The sequence below is a fragment of the Dyadobacter psychrotolerans genome (genome assembly GCF_004349265.1).
GTDB classification, from domain to species: domain Bacteria; phylum Bacteroidota; class Bacteroidia; order Cytophagales; family Spirosomataceae; genus Dyadobacter; species Dyadobacter psychrotolerans.
In genome coordinates, this window is the sequence record NZ_SMFL01000005.1 from 80435 (window position 1) to 97850 (window position 17416).

At 42.8% G+C, this 17416-nt stretch carries 8 protein-coding genes; 4 read left to right on the forward strand and 4 right to left on the reverse strand.

Going from position 1 to position 17416, the window contains the following annotated elements:
- Nucleotide 1 precedes the first annotated feature (1 nt).
- From E0F88_RS14815 to E0F88_RS14825, 3 genes are all read right to left on the reverse strand, one after another.
- Nucleotides 2–4366 (reverse strand): CusA/CzcA family heavy metal efflux RND transporter, encoded by a 4365-nt coding sequence (locus tag E0F88_RS14815; protein WP_131959053.1) that lies wholly within the window; start codon nt 4364–4366, stop codon nt 2–4.
- Nucleotides 4367–4467: 101 nt separating this feature from the next.
- Nucleotides 4468–4845: a hypothetical protein gene (locus E0F88_RS14820; RefSeq protein ID WP_131959054.1), complete on the reverse strand. Its 378-nt coding sequence runs from the start codon at nt 4843–4845 to the stop codon at nt 4468–4470.
- A gap of 159 nt (nt 4846–5004) precedes the next feature.
- Nucleotides 5005–5610 (reverse strand): TetR/AcrR family transcriptional regulator, encoded by a 606-nt coding sequence (locus E0F88_RS14825; RefSeq protein WP_131959055.1) that lies wholly within the window; start codon nt 5608–5610, stop codon nt 5005–5007.
- Nucleotides 5611–5902: 292 nt separating this feature from the next.
- Between E0F88_RS14825 and E0F88_RS14830 the strand changes: the two genes are divergently transcribed.
- Together E0F88_RS14830 and E0F88_RS14835 are read left to right on the forward strand one after the other, a co-directional pair.
- On the forward strand, nt 5903–8017 hold the full coding sequence (locus E0F88_RS14830; protein ID WP_131959056.1) for an ATP-binding protein: 2115 nt from the start codon (nt 5903–5905) through the stop codon (nt 8015–8017).
- A gap of 494 nt (nt 8018–8511) precedes the next feature.
- Nucleotides 8512–11706, forward strand: coding sequence for a response regulator (locus tag E0F88_RS14835; RefSeq protein WP_131959057.1), 3195 nt, complete (start codon nt 8512–8514; stop codon nt 11704–11706).
- Between the two features lie 43 nt (nt 11707–11749).
- Here E0F88_RS14835 and E0F88_RS14840 read toward each other — a convergent pair whose 3' ends face one another.
- Complete coding sequence (locus E0F88_RS14840) at nt 11750–14626, reverse strand: PAS domain-containing protein (protein ID WP_131959058.1); 2877 nt, start codon at nt 14624–14626, stop codon at nt 11750–11752.
- A gap of 151 nt (nt 14627–14777) precedes the next feature.
- On the opposite strand from E0F88_RS14840, the gene E0F88_RS14845 reads away from it, so the two are divergent.
- Together E0F88_RS14845 and E0F88_RS14850 are read left to right on the forward strand one after the other, a co-directional pair.
- Nucleotides 14778–16496, forward strand: coding sequence for an FAD-dependent oxidoreductase (locus E0F88_RS14845; protein ID WP_131959059.1), 1719 nt, complete (start codon nt 14778–14780; stop codon nt 16494–16496).
- Nucleotides 16497–16607: 111 nt separating this feature from the next.
- Nucleotides 16608–17282 (forward strand): DUF5683 domain-containing protein, encoded by a 675-nt coding sequence (locus E0F88_RS14850; protein WP_131959060.1) that lies wholly within the window; start codon nt 16608–16610, stop codon nt 17280–17282.
- Nucleotides 17283–17416: the final 134 nt, after the last annotated feature.

A 17416-nucleotide genomic window follows, 5' to 3' on the forward strand; every position in this document is an offset into this window, starting at 1 on the left:
CTTAAAGATTGTTCAATTTTAATAATTGTATGACTGCCTGGTTGTAGCTGTTAAGCGCACCGACGTATTCATTTTTGATGGTTATAGCCTGGTCGACGAGAATTACCCATTGCAGGTAATCAATGTCTCCACCCTGAAATTGATCATCAGCTGTTTTAATAATCAGTTCCGCATTTTTCAGCGCATCGGTCTCATAATAAGCCAGACTCTGCTGGTATTTTTGCACCTGATCAAAGGCTGTTTGAAGTTCAGTCAGTAACTGGAATTGAATATAGTCAGCCTGTTTTTTGCTTCTTTCCCAATCCAGTTTTGCTGCGGCTGCTTTTGCCGACTGTGCTTTAAAAAACAAAGGAATACCAATTCCTGCACTCACATAACTGAACCGGTCTTTACCGTTGTAAAAAAGTTCCTGTCCGCCCACCTGCTGGTTGCCAATGAGGCTTTGGTTGCTGTATCCAATCATAAAATCCGGAAGCAATCTCGACTTTTCAGTTTGCCAGCGAAACCGGGCTGCATCCTGCTGGTGTTTCGCAAGATCGGCCAGTGGCAGCTGATTAACTGACACGGATGAATCCTGTAAGGTGAATCTGTTTTCAATTTTAGGATCAAGAATCTGCGGGATATATAACTGCGTATCCTGGATCAGCATATTGAATTGTTTTACAAGTATGGCCAGATCGCTGTTGAGTAAATTCAGCTGATTGGTTATTTGCTGGCGATGTGATTCTGCCGCGGTTTTTTCCAGAATATTGGCAGATCCTTTTTCAAAACGAAGATTTGACTTTGTTTCAAAAAGACGGTATACACTGTCGGCGTACATCAGCAGTTTTTTGCGTTCGGTCAATACGGCGTATTCATAAAAAAGCTGTCGTACACCTGCACGTAAATCCTGTTCAGTGAGCCTGGTATGCGCCTGCGAAGCAAGGTAGCCGGCCGTCAGCATTTTTTTCTGGTTTGAATAAACACCGGGAAAACTGAATGTCTGGCTGATGCCAATCCGGTTATCGTTGTTAATGCTGTTTACTTTTCCATAATCTGCGGTGATACTGGTTTTTGCAATGTCAAAAGCATTGGCCTGTAAACGCTCGCTTGCTTTTTCATTTAGCCGGTAGCTTTGTACATTAAGGTTTTTGTCGACAGCAATTTTTATAGCATGATCCAGATTTATCGGTGCAGGATGTGTTTGGGCAAAAGTTGTATTGCCTGCAAAAATGAAAAATGTTATCGCCGCTAATTTTAAACTCCTGTTTTTACTACCCGAATCAAACAAAAGGTAAAGAGCAGGAAGTACAAACAGTGTGAGCAATGTCGCAGTGATCAACCCGCCAATTACCACAGTCGCCAAAGGACGCTGCACCTCTGCTCCGGCACCGTTACTTAGTGCCATGGGCAGGAAACCAAGCGATGCCACCGCAGCGGTCATCAGTACCGGCCGGAGTCTGTTTCTTGTTCCTGTCATCACGAGTTGTACTGCATCGGTAATAATTCCCTCTTTTTTGATTCTGTTAAACTCCGAAAGAAGTACGATTCCGTTCAAAACGGCTACTCCGAAAAGAGCGATGAAACCCACGCCGGCAGAAATGCTGAAAGGCATTCCCCTCAAAACAAGCGCAAAAACACCTCCAATGGCTGACAAAGGAATCGCCGTGTAAATGAGCGCTCCGTCTTTTACGGAAGAAAAGGCAAAATAAAGCATGATAAAAATCAGAAGCAGCGCTACCGGAACGGCGATGATCAGACGTGATTTTGCCTGTTGTAAGTTTTCAAAAGCGCCGCCATAAGTAATGGAATAACCCGGTTCAAATTTCATTTTGGATTCCACTTTTGTTTGCAGCTCTTCCACGATCGATTGTACATCCCTTCCCCTTACATTAAACCCAACAATAATTCTCCGCCTTGTATTTTCTCTCTGTATCTGGTTAGGACCTTCGATTTCCTGAATACTTGCAACCTGGTAAAGCGGAATCTGTATGCCATTTGGAGTGGATATCAGCAGGTTTTGCACATCGTTAATGTTTCTTCGTCCTTTGTCACCAACGCGGACTACCAGATCAAACTTTTTCTCTCCTTCGTAAATCTGTCCGGCAGCAGCGCCTGCAAAAGCAGCATTAATAGTTCGGTTGATGTCATCAATATTTAAACCATATTTGGCAATTTCATTTCTGTTGAATTCAATTACGACCTGCGGCATACCGGTCACTTTTTCAATGTACCAATCGGCTGTGCCCTTTACTGTTTTGGAAATATTACCCAACTGTTCCGCACAGGCTGCCAGCTTATCAAGATCTTCTCCAAAAATTTTGCAGACAACATCCTGTTTTGCCCCGGTCATCAACTCGTTGAAACGCATCTGAACCGGATATTGAAATCCGGTTGTTACGCCTGGAACCACCTGCTGGGCAGTAGCAGCCATTTTTCCGGCCAGGTCGGGAAAGGTTTCCGCACTGGTCCATTCGGTTTTGTCCTTCAAAACGATAATCATATCTCCGCCCTCGATCGGCATTGGGTCAGTTGGAATCTCGGCGCTTCCAATCCTGGAAACAATGTTTTCAACCTCCGGATAATCCTTTTTTAAACGATCGGAAATACGGTTAAAAGCATCAATGGTCGTGCTCAGGTTGGTTCCGACAAGCAGCCTGGTTTCTGTTGCAAAGTCACCTTCTTCCAGCTGGGGGATAAACTCTCCGCCCATTTGTGAAAATAGAAATACAGCAATGGCGAATAATCCGAAAGCCGAAAGAACCATAATTTTTTTAATTCTTAAAGCACCCGAAAGCATTCTGGAATAACCGTTTTCTATCCTGCCCATGATCCGGTCAGAAATGTTCGGTTTGTGAGAGATCTTTTTGCTGATAAACATTGAGCTGATCATCGGCACATAGGTGAGCGAAAGGATAAAAGCGCCCAATACAGCAAAGGCAACGGTTTGTGCCATAGGTTTAAACATTTTTCCCTCAATTCCTGATAAAGAAAGAATTGGCAGGTAAACGATCAGGATAATGATCTGCCCAAAAACGGCAGCGTTCATCATACGAGAAGCGGAACCGCTGACCTCCGCATCCATTTCCTGCTGTGAGATCTGATTGGTTCCGGCGTATTTTTTTGAAAAATGAATATGGTGAAGAATGGCTTCCACAATAATAACGGCCCCATCCACAATCAGACCAAAGTCAAGTGCTCCAAGGCTCATCAGGTTACCGCTCACGCCAAAGATGTTCATCATCGAAATAGCGAAAAGCATCGACAGCGGTATAACGGAAGCCACAATAAGTCCGGCACGTAAATTTCCAAGAAAGAGAACCAGTACCAAAACGACGATTAGAGCGCCTTCCAACAGGTTGTGCTCTACGGTGCCAATGGCGTTGTTTACCATTTTGGTGCGATCAAGAAACGGTTCGATTACAAGACCGTCAGGCAATGTTTTCTGAATTTCGGCCACCCGGGTTTTGACATTTTTGATTACTTCCGAAGAGTTGGCACCTTTCAGCATCATCACAATTCCACCGCAAAGCTCACCTTTGCCTGCCATCGTAAGCGCACCGTAACGAATGGCTGAACCCAGACGAACTTCTGCTACATGGCTGATCAGAACAGGCGTTCCGTTGGTGCTGTTTTTTACAACAATTTTGCGGATGTCATCCATCGAACCGGCAAGCCCGACGCTGCGTATGTACATCACCGATGGCCCCTTCTCTATATACGCACCACCGGTATTCTGGTTATTGCGGTTTAAAGCAGTAAAGACATCACTGATAGTCAGGTTGAGCGCCTTCAGACTGGCAGGAATTACTGCCACTTCGTATTGTTTCAGATCACCTCCGAATGTGGAAACGTCTGCAACGCCGGCAGTTCCGAGTAGCTGTCTTTTGATAATCCAGTCCTGTGTTGTACGAAGATCAGCCAGAGAATACTTCTTTTCATAGCCATCTTTTGGTTTTACCACATACTGGTAAATTTCACCAAGACCGGTTGTTGCAGGCGCAAGCTGCGGTGTATTGGCATTTTCGTTGATTTCAACCTGCGAAAGCCGTTCGGTAACCTGTTGCCTTGCCCAGTATACATCGGAGTCATCATCGAAAACGACACTTATTAATGAAAGACCAAAACGAGACATACTCCGGCTTTCCTTTAAACCCGGAATGTTGCTAATAGCCTGTTCGATAGGAAACGTAATGAGGCGTTCCACATCTTCGGCACCGAGAGCAGTTGCGGTAGTAATTACCTGGACCTGGTTATTGGTGATGTCGGGGACGGCATCTATGGGCAGTTGGGTAACCTGATAGGTGCCGTAGACAATCCACAGCAGCATAAAGATTCCAATTGCCAGTTTGTTTTTAACTGAAAACTGAATGATTTTGTTAAGCATAATACGCTTTTTAATAAATACACAGCAAATAGGCCATGGCCGCATGAAATCATGCAGTCACAGATTGGCGGAGCGGGAATGCTCCATCAGTATGTGATTTATTAAACTCGCGGAGGGCGAAAAAGTGAACCCAGTGCCGGATTGTAGTGGATCTGGGGTTTATCCGGACCGTAATCTGCTTTTAAAGACCAGGCAGATGTTTTAAAACTAAACGTGGTTACAAAAGGAATGAAAAGAAAACTGGCATGGTGCACCTCCACTTTTTTAAAAGGTAGCTGCATATCTTCTTCATCATCGTCGTCATTCAGATCATCACCACCGTAATGCATAGACAGGAAATCGCCAAAACTGATATTTTGGTTTAACGCTTTGTGTTCGGTAAAGTGCCGGAAAAGGGTAGGGAATTTTAATACCTGATACAAAGAAGTCGTATCGAGTATTACAATTGTAAGGATGATATGTAGGACAAACCTTTTCAAGCCTCTAAAATAATATAACCAGCCTGGGTTTGCAAACTAATCTGATTTGTTTTTTGCAATGCCCGAAGATCTATGATTATTTGAATATTAAGCATTCATAATATTCCATTGTTGACCGCGACAACCGATTTGTCCGCGGTACATTATATTCATCGGGTTTTATTTCCTGATGCCGTTGATCATGATCTCCATCAGAAAATTGATCTTTGGAAGTAATTCTTCCATTTTATCATAAAGGACGAGGTCAAATTCCAGACCGTGCTGAGAGCTGATACAGCAAAAAGTCAGAGCGTCAATTTCACTTTCTGAAAACGTACGGAATTCACCGTTATCCATTCCAAACACCAAAATTCCTTTGACAATATCTGCTTCCTTCTGATCATATTGTTTGCGATATCTGACGCAGTCTACGCCTCCGTTTTTTAGTGATTCCAACGCTTCCTGTACCATTACATTATAAAGATTCGTCCATTCTTTAAGTCTTTCAAAACGGGTGAGCGCAAAAGCATTGAGTTTAAGGCGGGCAGTTGGAGCGTCGGCTACGGCTTGCAAAAGAATGCTGAAAAATTTGGACTTTTCATTTTGAATAATGTCGTCGAAAATCTCTTCCTTACTCTTGAAATAATAATAAAGCGTACTTTTTCCTTTTCCCGCTTCTTTGGCAATATCTTCCATGGTGGTTTTAGTAAGACCATGTTTTTGGAAGAGTCTGTTGGCACCGGCCAGTATTTTCTCCTTTAAAATTTCGTCCTTCGTCAGCGGCATTTTAGACTACTTGTTGAGTTTAGTCTAAAAATAACGTTTCAAAAGTATGATAGCAAATTAAGATCAGGTTTGAATAACAATATCTGTCAAAAGGATGCTGTTTAATTTGAGTACCAAGGACCAGAATACCTTTTGATTTAAAATTAAGGAAATATTTTATTGTCTTTTATAAATAAAAAACAGTTAATTGCACGTAACCAAAGGTTATTTGGCGCGGCGTTATAGTGGCTCTGCATTGAAATTGCATTCTTAATGTATTGCATTTCCATTAAAAAAATGGAGTTCAACGAACATGGAAAATACTTTGAAAAAGGCCTCTCTCACTTCTTTTTTATGGACTATCATACTGATTGTCCTGCTTGCCTGTTTCACTATTGTCATTCTGATCAGCAGCCGCAAGGCAGATGTGGTGAGCAGTAATATCAACACGCTAAAAACCGACAGTGCAGACTATAAAAAGCTGGACACCTGTATTTCTATTTTGTACGACGCGGAAAATAACAGCCGGCTTTTTGTATTGACACTCGATTCCGTCTACCATAGAAAATACACTTTACAGCTTTCAGCAGTTTCTGAAATACTTGGGCGGTTTGAAGAACAGCAGAAAAAGCGGTCTTCACATCTTTCAGGACTGGTCAGAAGAAAGAGGGTCAACAACCAGGAATTTGTCGATTTAAAAATCATGGTTGACAGCCTTTTGTTTTATACGTTGCAGGACGTTCCGGGGAAGATTGAAAAACCTTTTGAAAAGCCAGGGGTCGTTAGAAAAATAAAAAAAATAATCCAAAAGGACTCAGTATTAACTGTCAGCAAAAGAACCCGGAAAGGTTTGTTAAAAAGAATCGCAGAAGCCATTGCCAATAAGGAAGCGGAAGATAGCAGTGTGCTCCAACTGGCGAAACGTACGGAGATAAGCCGGGATTCACTGTTTCTTCCATCCGTTAAAGCAAGCGGAATACCCGACTTATACAATCAATTTAATGCTGCCCGGCGTGAGTTGAATGAAAGAGAAAAGCAGCTTTTGGCTATCAATGGGAGGATTTTTGCAAGTCTGCAGGTGGCTTTGCTCGACCTTAAAATACGGCAGCAGCAAGAAAGTGAAATAGCGACACGAGCTTTACTGGAAGACGCATCGGTCAATATTAGCGATGTTCGCGATTTGTCCGTTGGAAGTGTCGCTGTTGTATTAATCCTGGCACTGATCATTGTCTGGAATCTGGTGCGATTGTATAAAAAAGAAAGAACAATCATCGATTACGCAGAATTGACAGCCGAAACAACAAAAAAGAAAGGTGTTTTTATGGCGCAGGTGGCCCACGAAATACGAACGCCCCTGAATTCAGTAATCGGTTTTTCCCAGCTGATCGATACGCAGAACATGGATGAAAGTTTAAAGATAAACGTAAATGCTATCAAGAGCTCGTCCCGGATTCTGCTGACACTTGTCAATGAAATCCTTGATTTTTCAAAGTTTGAAAGCGGTAAAATTACTTTGCTGAACAAACGAATACTCCCGCTAGAATTGCTCAATGATGCTACCAGTATCTTATCTGTTCTTGCGGCTGAAAAGGAAATTAAAATTGCAACGTCTTTTGATTTTGATTCAAAATTAATGTTGATAGGTGATGATTTCCGGATTAAACAAATCGTAATTAACCTGCTGACCAACGCTGTAAAATTTACTCCGAAGAAGGGAAGTGTTTCAATCAGTTCGACTTTTGAAAAAAACAATAGTGAGAAGGGAATTTTGACGATTAAGGTAAAGGATTCGGGCGTGGGAATAGAACCTGAAAATCAACAAAAAATCTTTGACGATTTTATTCAGATTGAGATGATCGATACTTCTTCCAGGCACCTTGGAACGGGGCTGGGACTGGCAATTTGTAAAAAGATTACGGATTTGTACGGCGGAGATATTTCTGTAAAAAGTGCTCCGGGAGCCGGTTCTGAATTTACTGTTAGGATTCCCCTGGATGTTGCCAAAGATTCTGCCTCAGAAGCGGAAGCGGTTAAAAAAAACAATTACAGTTCATTTTTAAAAGGCAAAAAAGTGCTGATTGCCGATGATGCAAAAATTAACCTGGTGCTCATAAGCAGGATCATGGATAAACATCTGGTAAGTTATGATCTGGCTGCCAATGGTGTGGAAGCATATTCACTGTTTGAAAACAATCAGTACGATCTGATCATTACAGATATTCAGATGCCTGAAATGGATGGGATTGAACTGACCAAACGCGTCAGAGCGCATTCAGACATCATTAAATCGCATATTCCGGTTTTAGGTTTTACAGGCAGTTCCAATGAAGAAAACAGAACTTACTTCGCAAGTGTGGGTATGAATGATATTTTGGGGAAACCCTTTGAGGAACAGGACCTGATTGCTGTGCTCAGCAAATTATTTTAAAGTTAACTCTCACAATTTTCCCGTCATGAGAGATTAAGCCTCAAAAGGGGAAAGGGGTTGGGCTCCGATGTTTGGATAAAATGAAATATTTAATTTATATTTTATTTCATCCCCGGTTGTTAATTGAAAAATCTCATGTTCAGCCAATGTTTTTATTTAACACGGAATACAATACAAGGAAATAGCGGCTTCCGGCATTGCATGACGTTTATTGAGACCGTGCGTTTAAATCTGAATATATTTTAGTACGCTTGTAAGAATGGTTTTTAAATTGCTGTAAACTTTATAATGAATGACAAATTATTGTAAATCAGATTTCTACCTCACCTTGGACCGGTTTTTGTGTTAACCAAATCACCTCACAATCTCATTTTTCTCATTCGGAAACGCATCAATTCAAAAGTAGCGTTAATTTATTGTAATCGATAATGCTCTGGAATATTTAGGTGCGATAGGATTCTGTTGTTAGATACATTACTCAATACTCAACGAAAATGAAAAATCCCTCCATTTCTGATAAGGAAATTATAAGACTGGCTGCCCTGCATGCACACGCAATGCCGGATACAGAAACAGAGGCAGAGTTCGACAGAATTGCTTCCCTGGCCGCCCTGATATGCGATGCGCCAATATCCATGATCAGTTTTATAGATAAAGACAGAAAATGGGTAAAATCTGGTAGTGAAGTTTTAATGAAGGAGGTTGAAAGGTTTAATGATATCTGTCAGTTCACACTTTTAACAAACGAATTGACTGAAATTCAGGACCTGCTGCTTGATGAAATGTTTAAAGACAGTTTGTTTGTGACAGAATCGCCTTTCACCCGGTTTTACGCAGGTTATCCTTTGGTTGATATGGATGGGAATGCACTGGGAAACATCTGTGTGCTGGACAGCAAGGTGAGAACCCTTACAAAATCGCAGCGCGAATCGATGAAAATGCTGGCCGACCAGGTGATGACTTTGCTTGCAGGGCAACGAAAAAGAGAGGAATTTCGAAATTTTGAAAAGCTTTTTAAGTTGTCAAGTGATCTGGTTTGTATAGCTGGTACAGATGGCTTTTTCAAAAAATTGAACCCCGCTTTTGAAGATTTGCTAGGCTGGGAGGAAGATTTTTTAATGCAGACTTCCTTCCTTGAATTCATTCATCCGGAGGACAGAGAAAGTACACGAACCGAAATAGCACGTCTTTCTGCGGGTAATCCGGTTGCAAAATTTACGCAGCGTTTCAGATGTAAAAACGGATTTTACCTGACTTTGCAATGGTTATCTACCCCGGATCCTGTCACCGGAGACCTTTTTTCTATTGGCCGTAATATTACGGAAAGTTACCAGCTTGAAAAAGATCTGCTCAGAGCCCAGGAAATGCTGTTGCAAACCAATGAGTTAGCGAGGGTAGGAGGATGGGAAATGGATGTTGTAAAAAACCAGCTCTATTGGACCGAAGTTACAAAACAGATACATCAGGTGCATCCGGATTTCGTTCCGAATTTTCAGAACTGGTCCCGCTTTTTTAAAGATGAAACCAGTCTCCAAAACCTTATAAACGTAATTCGCGTAGCTACTGAAACAGGAGACGGATTTACTGCGGAACTGGAACTTACCACTGACGGAGGCGAAAAGGTTTGGGTCAGATCCATTGGTAAAGCAGAATTTGAACATGGAGCATGCAAGCGTCTGTTGGGTACTTTTCAGGATATTACAAATGAAATAGCACATCGGGAAGAGCTGATTCAGGCAAAACGGCTGTCGGAGCAGGCTAGCGTTGCCAAAACCGAATTTTTGGCAAATATGAGTCATGAAATCAGAACACCTTTAAACGGGATTATTGGTTTTACCGACCTGATTTTGAAAATGCAGATGGACGAAACCCAGAAACAGTATCTGACCATTGTTAATCAGTCGGCCAGTACTTTGCTGGATATCGTCAATGATGTTCTGGATTTTGCAAAAATTGAAGCCGGTAAACTTGAACTTGAAATTAACAGGTGTGATATCAACGAAATCATTGCCAGGGCTGCTGATGTGATTGCATTTCCGGTGCAAAGCAAAGGACTGGAAATGCTGGTAAATATTCCTTCAGGCCTGCCTAGGTTTGTTTGGGTGGATGAAACCCGCTTAAAGCAGATATTAATCAATTTACTAAGTAATGCTTCCAAATTTACCCGTAGCGGAGAAATTGAGCTAAAGGTTTTAATTCTGGCTTATGAACCTGAAACTTCCGATGAAATGACCTGTCGTTTCATTGTTCACGATACAGGAATTGGTATTAAAAAGGAAAAAGAGGGCGATATCCTGGAAGCATTTGTTCAGGAAGATGGCTCGACTACAAAACGATATGGCGGAGCGGGCTTAGGTCTTGCCATTGCCAATAAACTCCTGGGGATGATGGGCAGCCGTTTACAGCTGGCAAGCGTTTATGGAGTAGAAAGCACTTTCTTTTTCGACCTCACTATGAAGTCAGAACAAGGAGAACCGGTTGTCTGGCAGAGTATCGATTCACTTAATAAAGTGCTTATCGTTGATGATAACGACAACAACAGGACTATTCTGGAAGGCATGCTGCAACTGTTGCAAATCAGTTCTGACCAGGTTAAAAGTGGTCGTGAGGCACTTGATTGCCTGGCTTCCGGATATCAGTATGATGCTGTTTTAATGGATTACAATATGCCGGAAATGGACGGGTTAGAAACGATTCGCCAAATCAGAAAAATTTACTGTGAAGATCCCCATCAGCTTCCGATTGTGCTGCTGACAAGCTCGGCTGATGATGCAACGGTTATTAAAGCATGCGATGAGCTCATGGTTAGTCACCGTTTAATGAAACCTCTTAAACTCCACGATATTTTCTTGTGCCTGTCGAGGCTTTCTCTGAAAGATGATGTGACAAGCCAGATAACCGAGGTCGCAGCTATGGATATGCATGCCGATGTACTGCTGCATGTACTTATTGCTGAGGACAATCCCGTAAATATGTTTTTGACCAAAACAATTATTAGCAAGGTTGCACCAAACACAAAAATATATGAGGCCAGAAACGGGGTGGAGGCAGTTGAATTTTGTAAAAGACAAAAACCCGATCTTATTTTTATGGATATTCAAATGCCTGAAATGAACGGATATGAAGCCACGGCTGCCATTCGTGCACTGCCAAAAGGTAAGCAGATTTCGATTGTTGCACTTACGGCAGGTAATGTCAAAGGAGAAAGAGAAAAATGTGTGGCCGTTGGGATGGATGATTTTATTACAAAACCGTTTCTCCCGGCTGATATTAAACAGGTTTTTAATCAGTATCCGGATTTTACGGTGAGTGTCTTGGCAAAGAAAACTTTTAAAGCCAAATTGCCGTTCGAGTCACATTTTAGTGCTGAAAAGCTTCGCAACACTTATATGCATGACCAGGAATTTATCAGAGAGTTTTTATTCCTGACCAGAGAAGCCCTGGGTAAAGGTTTGGCGGATTTAAATAAATGTCATAAACTGAAAGATTTTAAAGGAATTCAAACAGCGGGACATAAACTGAAAGGTGCAGCTTCGTCAGCATTTTTATTTGGAGTAACCAATATTGCCGCCAGTCTGGAGCATCTTGACTCCTTTGAAAATGCAGCAGTCGGAGTGCTGCTTGCGGACCTTGAAAAAGAAATTGAACTCATGCTGCCCATTTTAATTCAAACAGAAAATGGTGGCTAGACGGGATGAAAAGTGGTTTGCCTTTCCATCCCGTTCAGCGGAGCTAAAAGTTGTTTTTGTTGAGCTTATCGTTTCCGGCAGGTAGATAAATTCCAAAAGTTGCTCCCTTTCCGCTTATTCCGGTTGCCAGTATCGCACCTCCGTGATTGGTAACTACCTTTTCGCAAATTGCCAGCCCGATGCCGGTACCCGCGTATTCGCTTCTGCCATGAAGTCGCTGAAATACCTGAAAAATCCGGTCAGCATATTTTTGATCAAAACCAATACCATTGTCAGCAACTTCGATCAGGTGATAAAAAGCCGACCATCTAGCTGGTTTCACCGATTCGTGAAGCGCCTTGTAATCCACTGTTCTTGATGTAATCTGAATATGCGGCTGAACATCCGGATTACGGAATTTAAGCGCATTGCTTAATAAATTCTGAAATAACTGGCCCATCTGGACTCTGTCGCCTGCTATTACCGGCAATGGAACAGCGTCGATTACCGCGCCGGTTTCCTGTATCCGAAGATCCAGATCAGACAATACGGAAAGGATAATGTCATCAAGCACAACTGGTTCGGTCTCTTCCTGTTGCGTCGAAATACGGGCAAAGGTCAGCAGATCTTCAATAAGCACAGACATACGCCCCGCAGCCGACTGCATCCTTTCCAGATACATCAGTGCCTGGCTGCTGGGAGCATTGTATTGTATTTTTAACAGGTCTCCGAATTGCTTGATTTTACGTAAAGGTTCCTGCAGATCGTGGCTGGCAACATAGGCAAATTGTTCCAGATTTTTATTAGACCGGATCAGCATATTGTTGGCTTCTGCCAGGTCTTCATTGGTTGCGGCAAACTCTTCATTTGTAGCCGCCAGCTCTTCGTTTGTTGCTGCAAGTTCCTCGTTGGAAGCCTCAAGCTCCTCAGTTCTGATTTGCACCTGGTGTTCAAGCGCCAACTGCATTTTGCGCTGCTCTGTAACATCATGTGCGGTTCCGCTGAGGATGGCAGGTTTTCCTTCAGCATCATAAAATACCTGGGCCTGAGCATGTATGATCCGGCTCTGGCCTGTTAAACGATTGATTATCGGATGTTCGTTTTCGTAAAAGCCCGAAGCTTCGGGATGAATCGAATCTTCAATGGCTGCTTCAACAGACGCACGAAAATCTTCCGGCAGCGGACTGTATGCTTCGTCCAGGCTCTTGGTATCCTCCGAAAATCCGAGCCATTCCATAAACCGGTGTGAATACGTAAACTTCTTACTCTTAATATCCAGACTCCAGGTTGCGAGCTGTGCAAGTTCAATTGCTCCACGTAAACGCTTTTCTGCTTCTTCAATTCTCTTTTTTGCAAGGATTTCTGAAGTGACATTAATAGCGAGTTCCAGTATGGCATAAACCTCACCGGATTCGTTGAACAGCGGTGTATAAGTTGTGTTGTAATAATCGTGTGTCATCGCGCCATTCCTCAGGACATCCACCTGTGAACCAAATCGTTGAAGTGTTTTTCCAGACACGAAAACATCATCAAGAATTTGTAGAGACTGCTGTCCGACAAGCTCCGGCATTACTTCCCGAAGAGGTTTTCCCTGTATATCCGGACCTTTGCCAACAATATCAACAAAAGCCTGGTTATGAAGATCAATGATGAGGTCTCTCCCAAGAAAAAGAACCATAGCAGCCGGTGCATTGCTGATAACCGAGCGAAGCTTTTCTTCACTTGCCTCAACCATCCGGCGTGAAGTGACCTGCTGGGTTATATGCGTTGCTACAACCAGAATTCCTGAAATTTTTCCATTTGAATCTTTTTGAGGCTGGTAGTGTAGGTCGACATAAATGGTTTCCAGTTTGCCATTCCGAATTATTTCAAGCTGCGCTTCTGGTGCTACGTAAGGTGTGCCGGTATCAATAACCCGTTTTAACAAGTCATCAAAACCTTGTCCTCTGAGTTCGGGAAGCGCATCCAGTAATGACTTTCCAATCAAATGCTCCTGGGTGCGGCCAACCAATTCTGCATAAAAGGTATTGGCCATCGTAAATACCAGGTCTTTTGCGCTGATAGTAGCGATCGCAACAGGCGATTGTTCGAAAGAGGAGAGGAGCTGCCGGCGGCTTTCTTCAATTCGCTGCCTTACCATTACGCGCTCAGTCACATCCACAGCCATGTTCAGGATCGCATAAACTTTGTTTTCTGAGTTGGTCAGCGGGTCATAAATAAAATTAAACCAAAAGCTTTGCAGCTGACCGCCAACAACAAGATCAACCTGCTGTTCATTGGTCTGGTAAGCCACTCCTGTGTCGTAAACCTGTTCGAGTAAACCAATAAATGGCTGCCCTTGTAGTTCAGGCAAGGCATCCGCGAGTTTTGTTCCCACCACCGAAGGCGTTTTTCCCCATACATTGATCATCGCCGGATTGGCAATATCAATAATCAGATCTCTCGAACTGTAAACAGCCATGGCAAACGGCGCCTGCTGAATAAGACCCCGGAAGCGCTGTTCATTTTGTTCAACTTTTTGCCGGTATTCAATTTCACTGGTTACGTCCTGAATCACGCCTGCAAACCGGCTTACTTTACCGGTTTCATCAAAATAGCTTCTCCCGATAAAACGCACCCAGCGTAATATGCCATCGTCGACTCCTGTAACCCGGCATGAAACATCAAAATTTCCGTCAGATCCCAGCTTTGTAGCCCGATATATTGCCTTGTTAACTTTTTCAACATCTTCGTGATGAATATACTTCAGTGCCTCCTGGTAGGGCAACGGATTTACTTCTGTCACTCCGAACAATTCCCGGCACCGGTTGTCCCACTGAATAAGATCAGAAGCCGTGTTAACTTCCCAGGTCCCAAGTCCTGCGGCTTTGATTGCAAAATTTATATCTGAACGCTCGTTGAGCTTACTAAAATCATTATTGGAACTATCCCCGATACTCATGTATTAGAATAAGTTATATTAATTTGTCTAAAAGAAGAACGGCCGGTTTAGGTGAACCGCCGTAATTTTTCGAAACTATTTTCGATATAAAAAGTGTTCCTTGCACTTTCAATTAGCAAAACTAACACGTTTTAGACGAAACCGGCTATTTATGAAGCGCAGGAATTTTATAGAGAATCTTACTTTAAGCAGCAGTGCGCTGGTCGTTACTTCCATCATTAATACACCCGCAACCGGACTGCCGGTTTCAAAAGAAACGGTTAATGGCAAACTAAAACTGACTGCTGACGTGGTAATAGCCGGTGGCGGGCTGGGCGGATGTGCTTCTGCTCTGGCAGCGTTGCGAAATAATTTATCAGTAATCCTGACAGAAGAAACGGACTGGATCGGAGGCCAATTGAGCCAGCAGGGGGTTCCGCCTGATGAGCATCCCTGGATCGAAACACATGGCGCTACACAGCTTTACCGCGACTTTCGTATTGGAATCAGGGATTATTACAAGCGAACGTATCCGCTTACGAAGGCCGCCAAAGAGCGAAAAAACCTGAACCCCGGAGATGGTTCTGTCTCGAAATTATGTCATGAACCGAGGGTTGCTGTCGCGGTACTTGGTGACATGTTTGCGCCTTACATCAGCTCCGGAAAACTCATACTGCTTTTAGAACATAAAATTACAGCAGCCGATGTGAAAGAGAATCAAGTAAATTCTTTGGAAGCTGTTAGTTTGAGAAGCAATCAAAAAATGACTTTAACAGCGCCGTATTTTGTGGACGCGACAGAACTTGGTGACCTGCTGCCTGTTACAGGAACTGAGTTTGTGACGGGAGCAGAACCGAAAAGTGAAACTCAGGAACTGCATGCGCCCGAAAAGGCCGATCCTGAAAATAATCAGGCATTTACTGTTTGCTTTGCTATGGATTACCTTCCCGGCGAAAATCATGTTATCGAAAAACCCCGTGAATATGATTTCTGGAAAAACTTTATCCCTAAAATGAAAAAGCCCTGGTCAGGAAAATTGCTTTATCTGGCGTATTCAAATCCTAAAACCTTAGAACCGAAATTGTTAGGATTTCACCCGGAGGGAATATCGATGGGCGACAAACTTAATCTTTGGAATTACCGCAGGATTATCAATAAAGAGAATTTTGAAAAAGGAACATACGCCGGTGACATCACGATTGTAAACTGGCCACAGAACGACTACCTTCTTGGAAATCTGGTCGGTGCCAGTGAAAAGGATTTTAAGAAACATTTCGAAAGAGGTAAACAGCTTAGTCTTTCATTGTTATACTGGCTGCAAACCGAAGCGCCACGGCCGGATGGAGGAAAAGGCTGGCCCGGCATAAGGTTGAGAAAAGACATTATGGGGACAGAGGATGGACTGGCAAAATATCCTTACATCCGTGAATCCAGACGTATCAAAGCAGTTTTTACGGTGAAAGAAGAACACGTCGGGGCAGACAACCGGGCGATGATCACTGGCCGGAAAGAAGGAAACAAAGCGGCCGAATTCTATGATAGCGTGGGAGTCGGCTATTACCATATTGATCTGCACCCAAGTACGTCCGGCGATAACTACATTGATTTTGGATCCTTGCCATTTCAAATTCCTCTGGGGGCGCTTTTACCAAAAAGAATGGAAAACCTGCTTCCTGCAAACAAAAATATCGGAACGACCCATATCACCAATGGCTGTTACCGTCTGCATCCGGTTGAATGGAGCATAGGCGAATCGGTTGGACTGCTGGTGAAATTTGCTTTGGACAAAAAAGTGATTCCCCGGTCGGTGCGTGAGAAAAAGGAATTGCTGTCAGATTTTCAGGATTTTATCAGAAAACAGGGAATTGAAACCGAATGGCCCAAAGCATAGAATGTTAATAAATGACGATAGGCTTAAACGTTAAATAACCTTAAACAGATCGAAATTACGGCTTAAACCAGATGGAAATCCGTTTCAGGGATACTAATATCCTGTCGGAACGTGAAAAATCTACTGTACCTGTTACTCCTGATTCCTTTTTGTGGTGTTTGTCAGCAAACGTTAAAACAATCAAATCTGCAAACCAGCGTATCTGCAGCAGCAGGAGCGCTTGGGCCGGATTCTGTAAATAAACAAAACGCAAGAAAGAAATTCTCTCCCGTTCCCCAAAGAGCCACCAGGCTTGCGCTTATTCCCGGATTCGGTCAGCTCTATAACCATGATTATTGGAAACTCCCTATCGTTTACCTTTCCATGGGAGGAGGAATTTACTCTTATTATCTGAACAATCTGAAATACAAGGATTTTCTGACAGCTTACAAGACGTTTTATGAAATGGACAAAAACAGCAAGACCTTCGGACAGCTGAAACCGGGCATCACACAGGATTCCAGCAGACTGACAAGAGTTCGAAATCTTTTTAATACCGAAAGTGAGTACATTAAACTCAGTCGTGATGTGGTCGAAAGACAAAAAAACTACTGGCGCCGAAACCGCAACTTATCCCTGATCGTGACCGGATTAATTTACTCGCTTAGTATTATAGAAGCTAACGTTGCCGCACATTTGAAAACCTTCGATCTTTCAGACGACCTGACTTTACGTGTAGAACCAAAACTTAGCCAGCCGCTTTTACGGCAGGCGACGCCTGGGGTGAGACTGGTTTTGAATTTGTAGAGTTTCTGATTTTTGCTGACTCATGTTTACGAAAGTTAAGTTTTTACATATCCATTAAACACAGATAAATTAAGATACACCTTATCAAAATACTTTGCATATTTCGCTGGATTCGCTAAAACTTTGAAAACCCT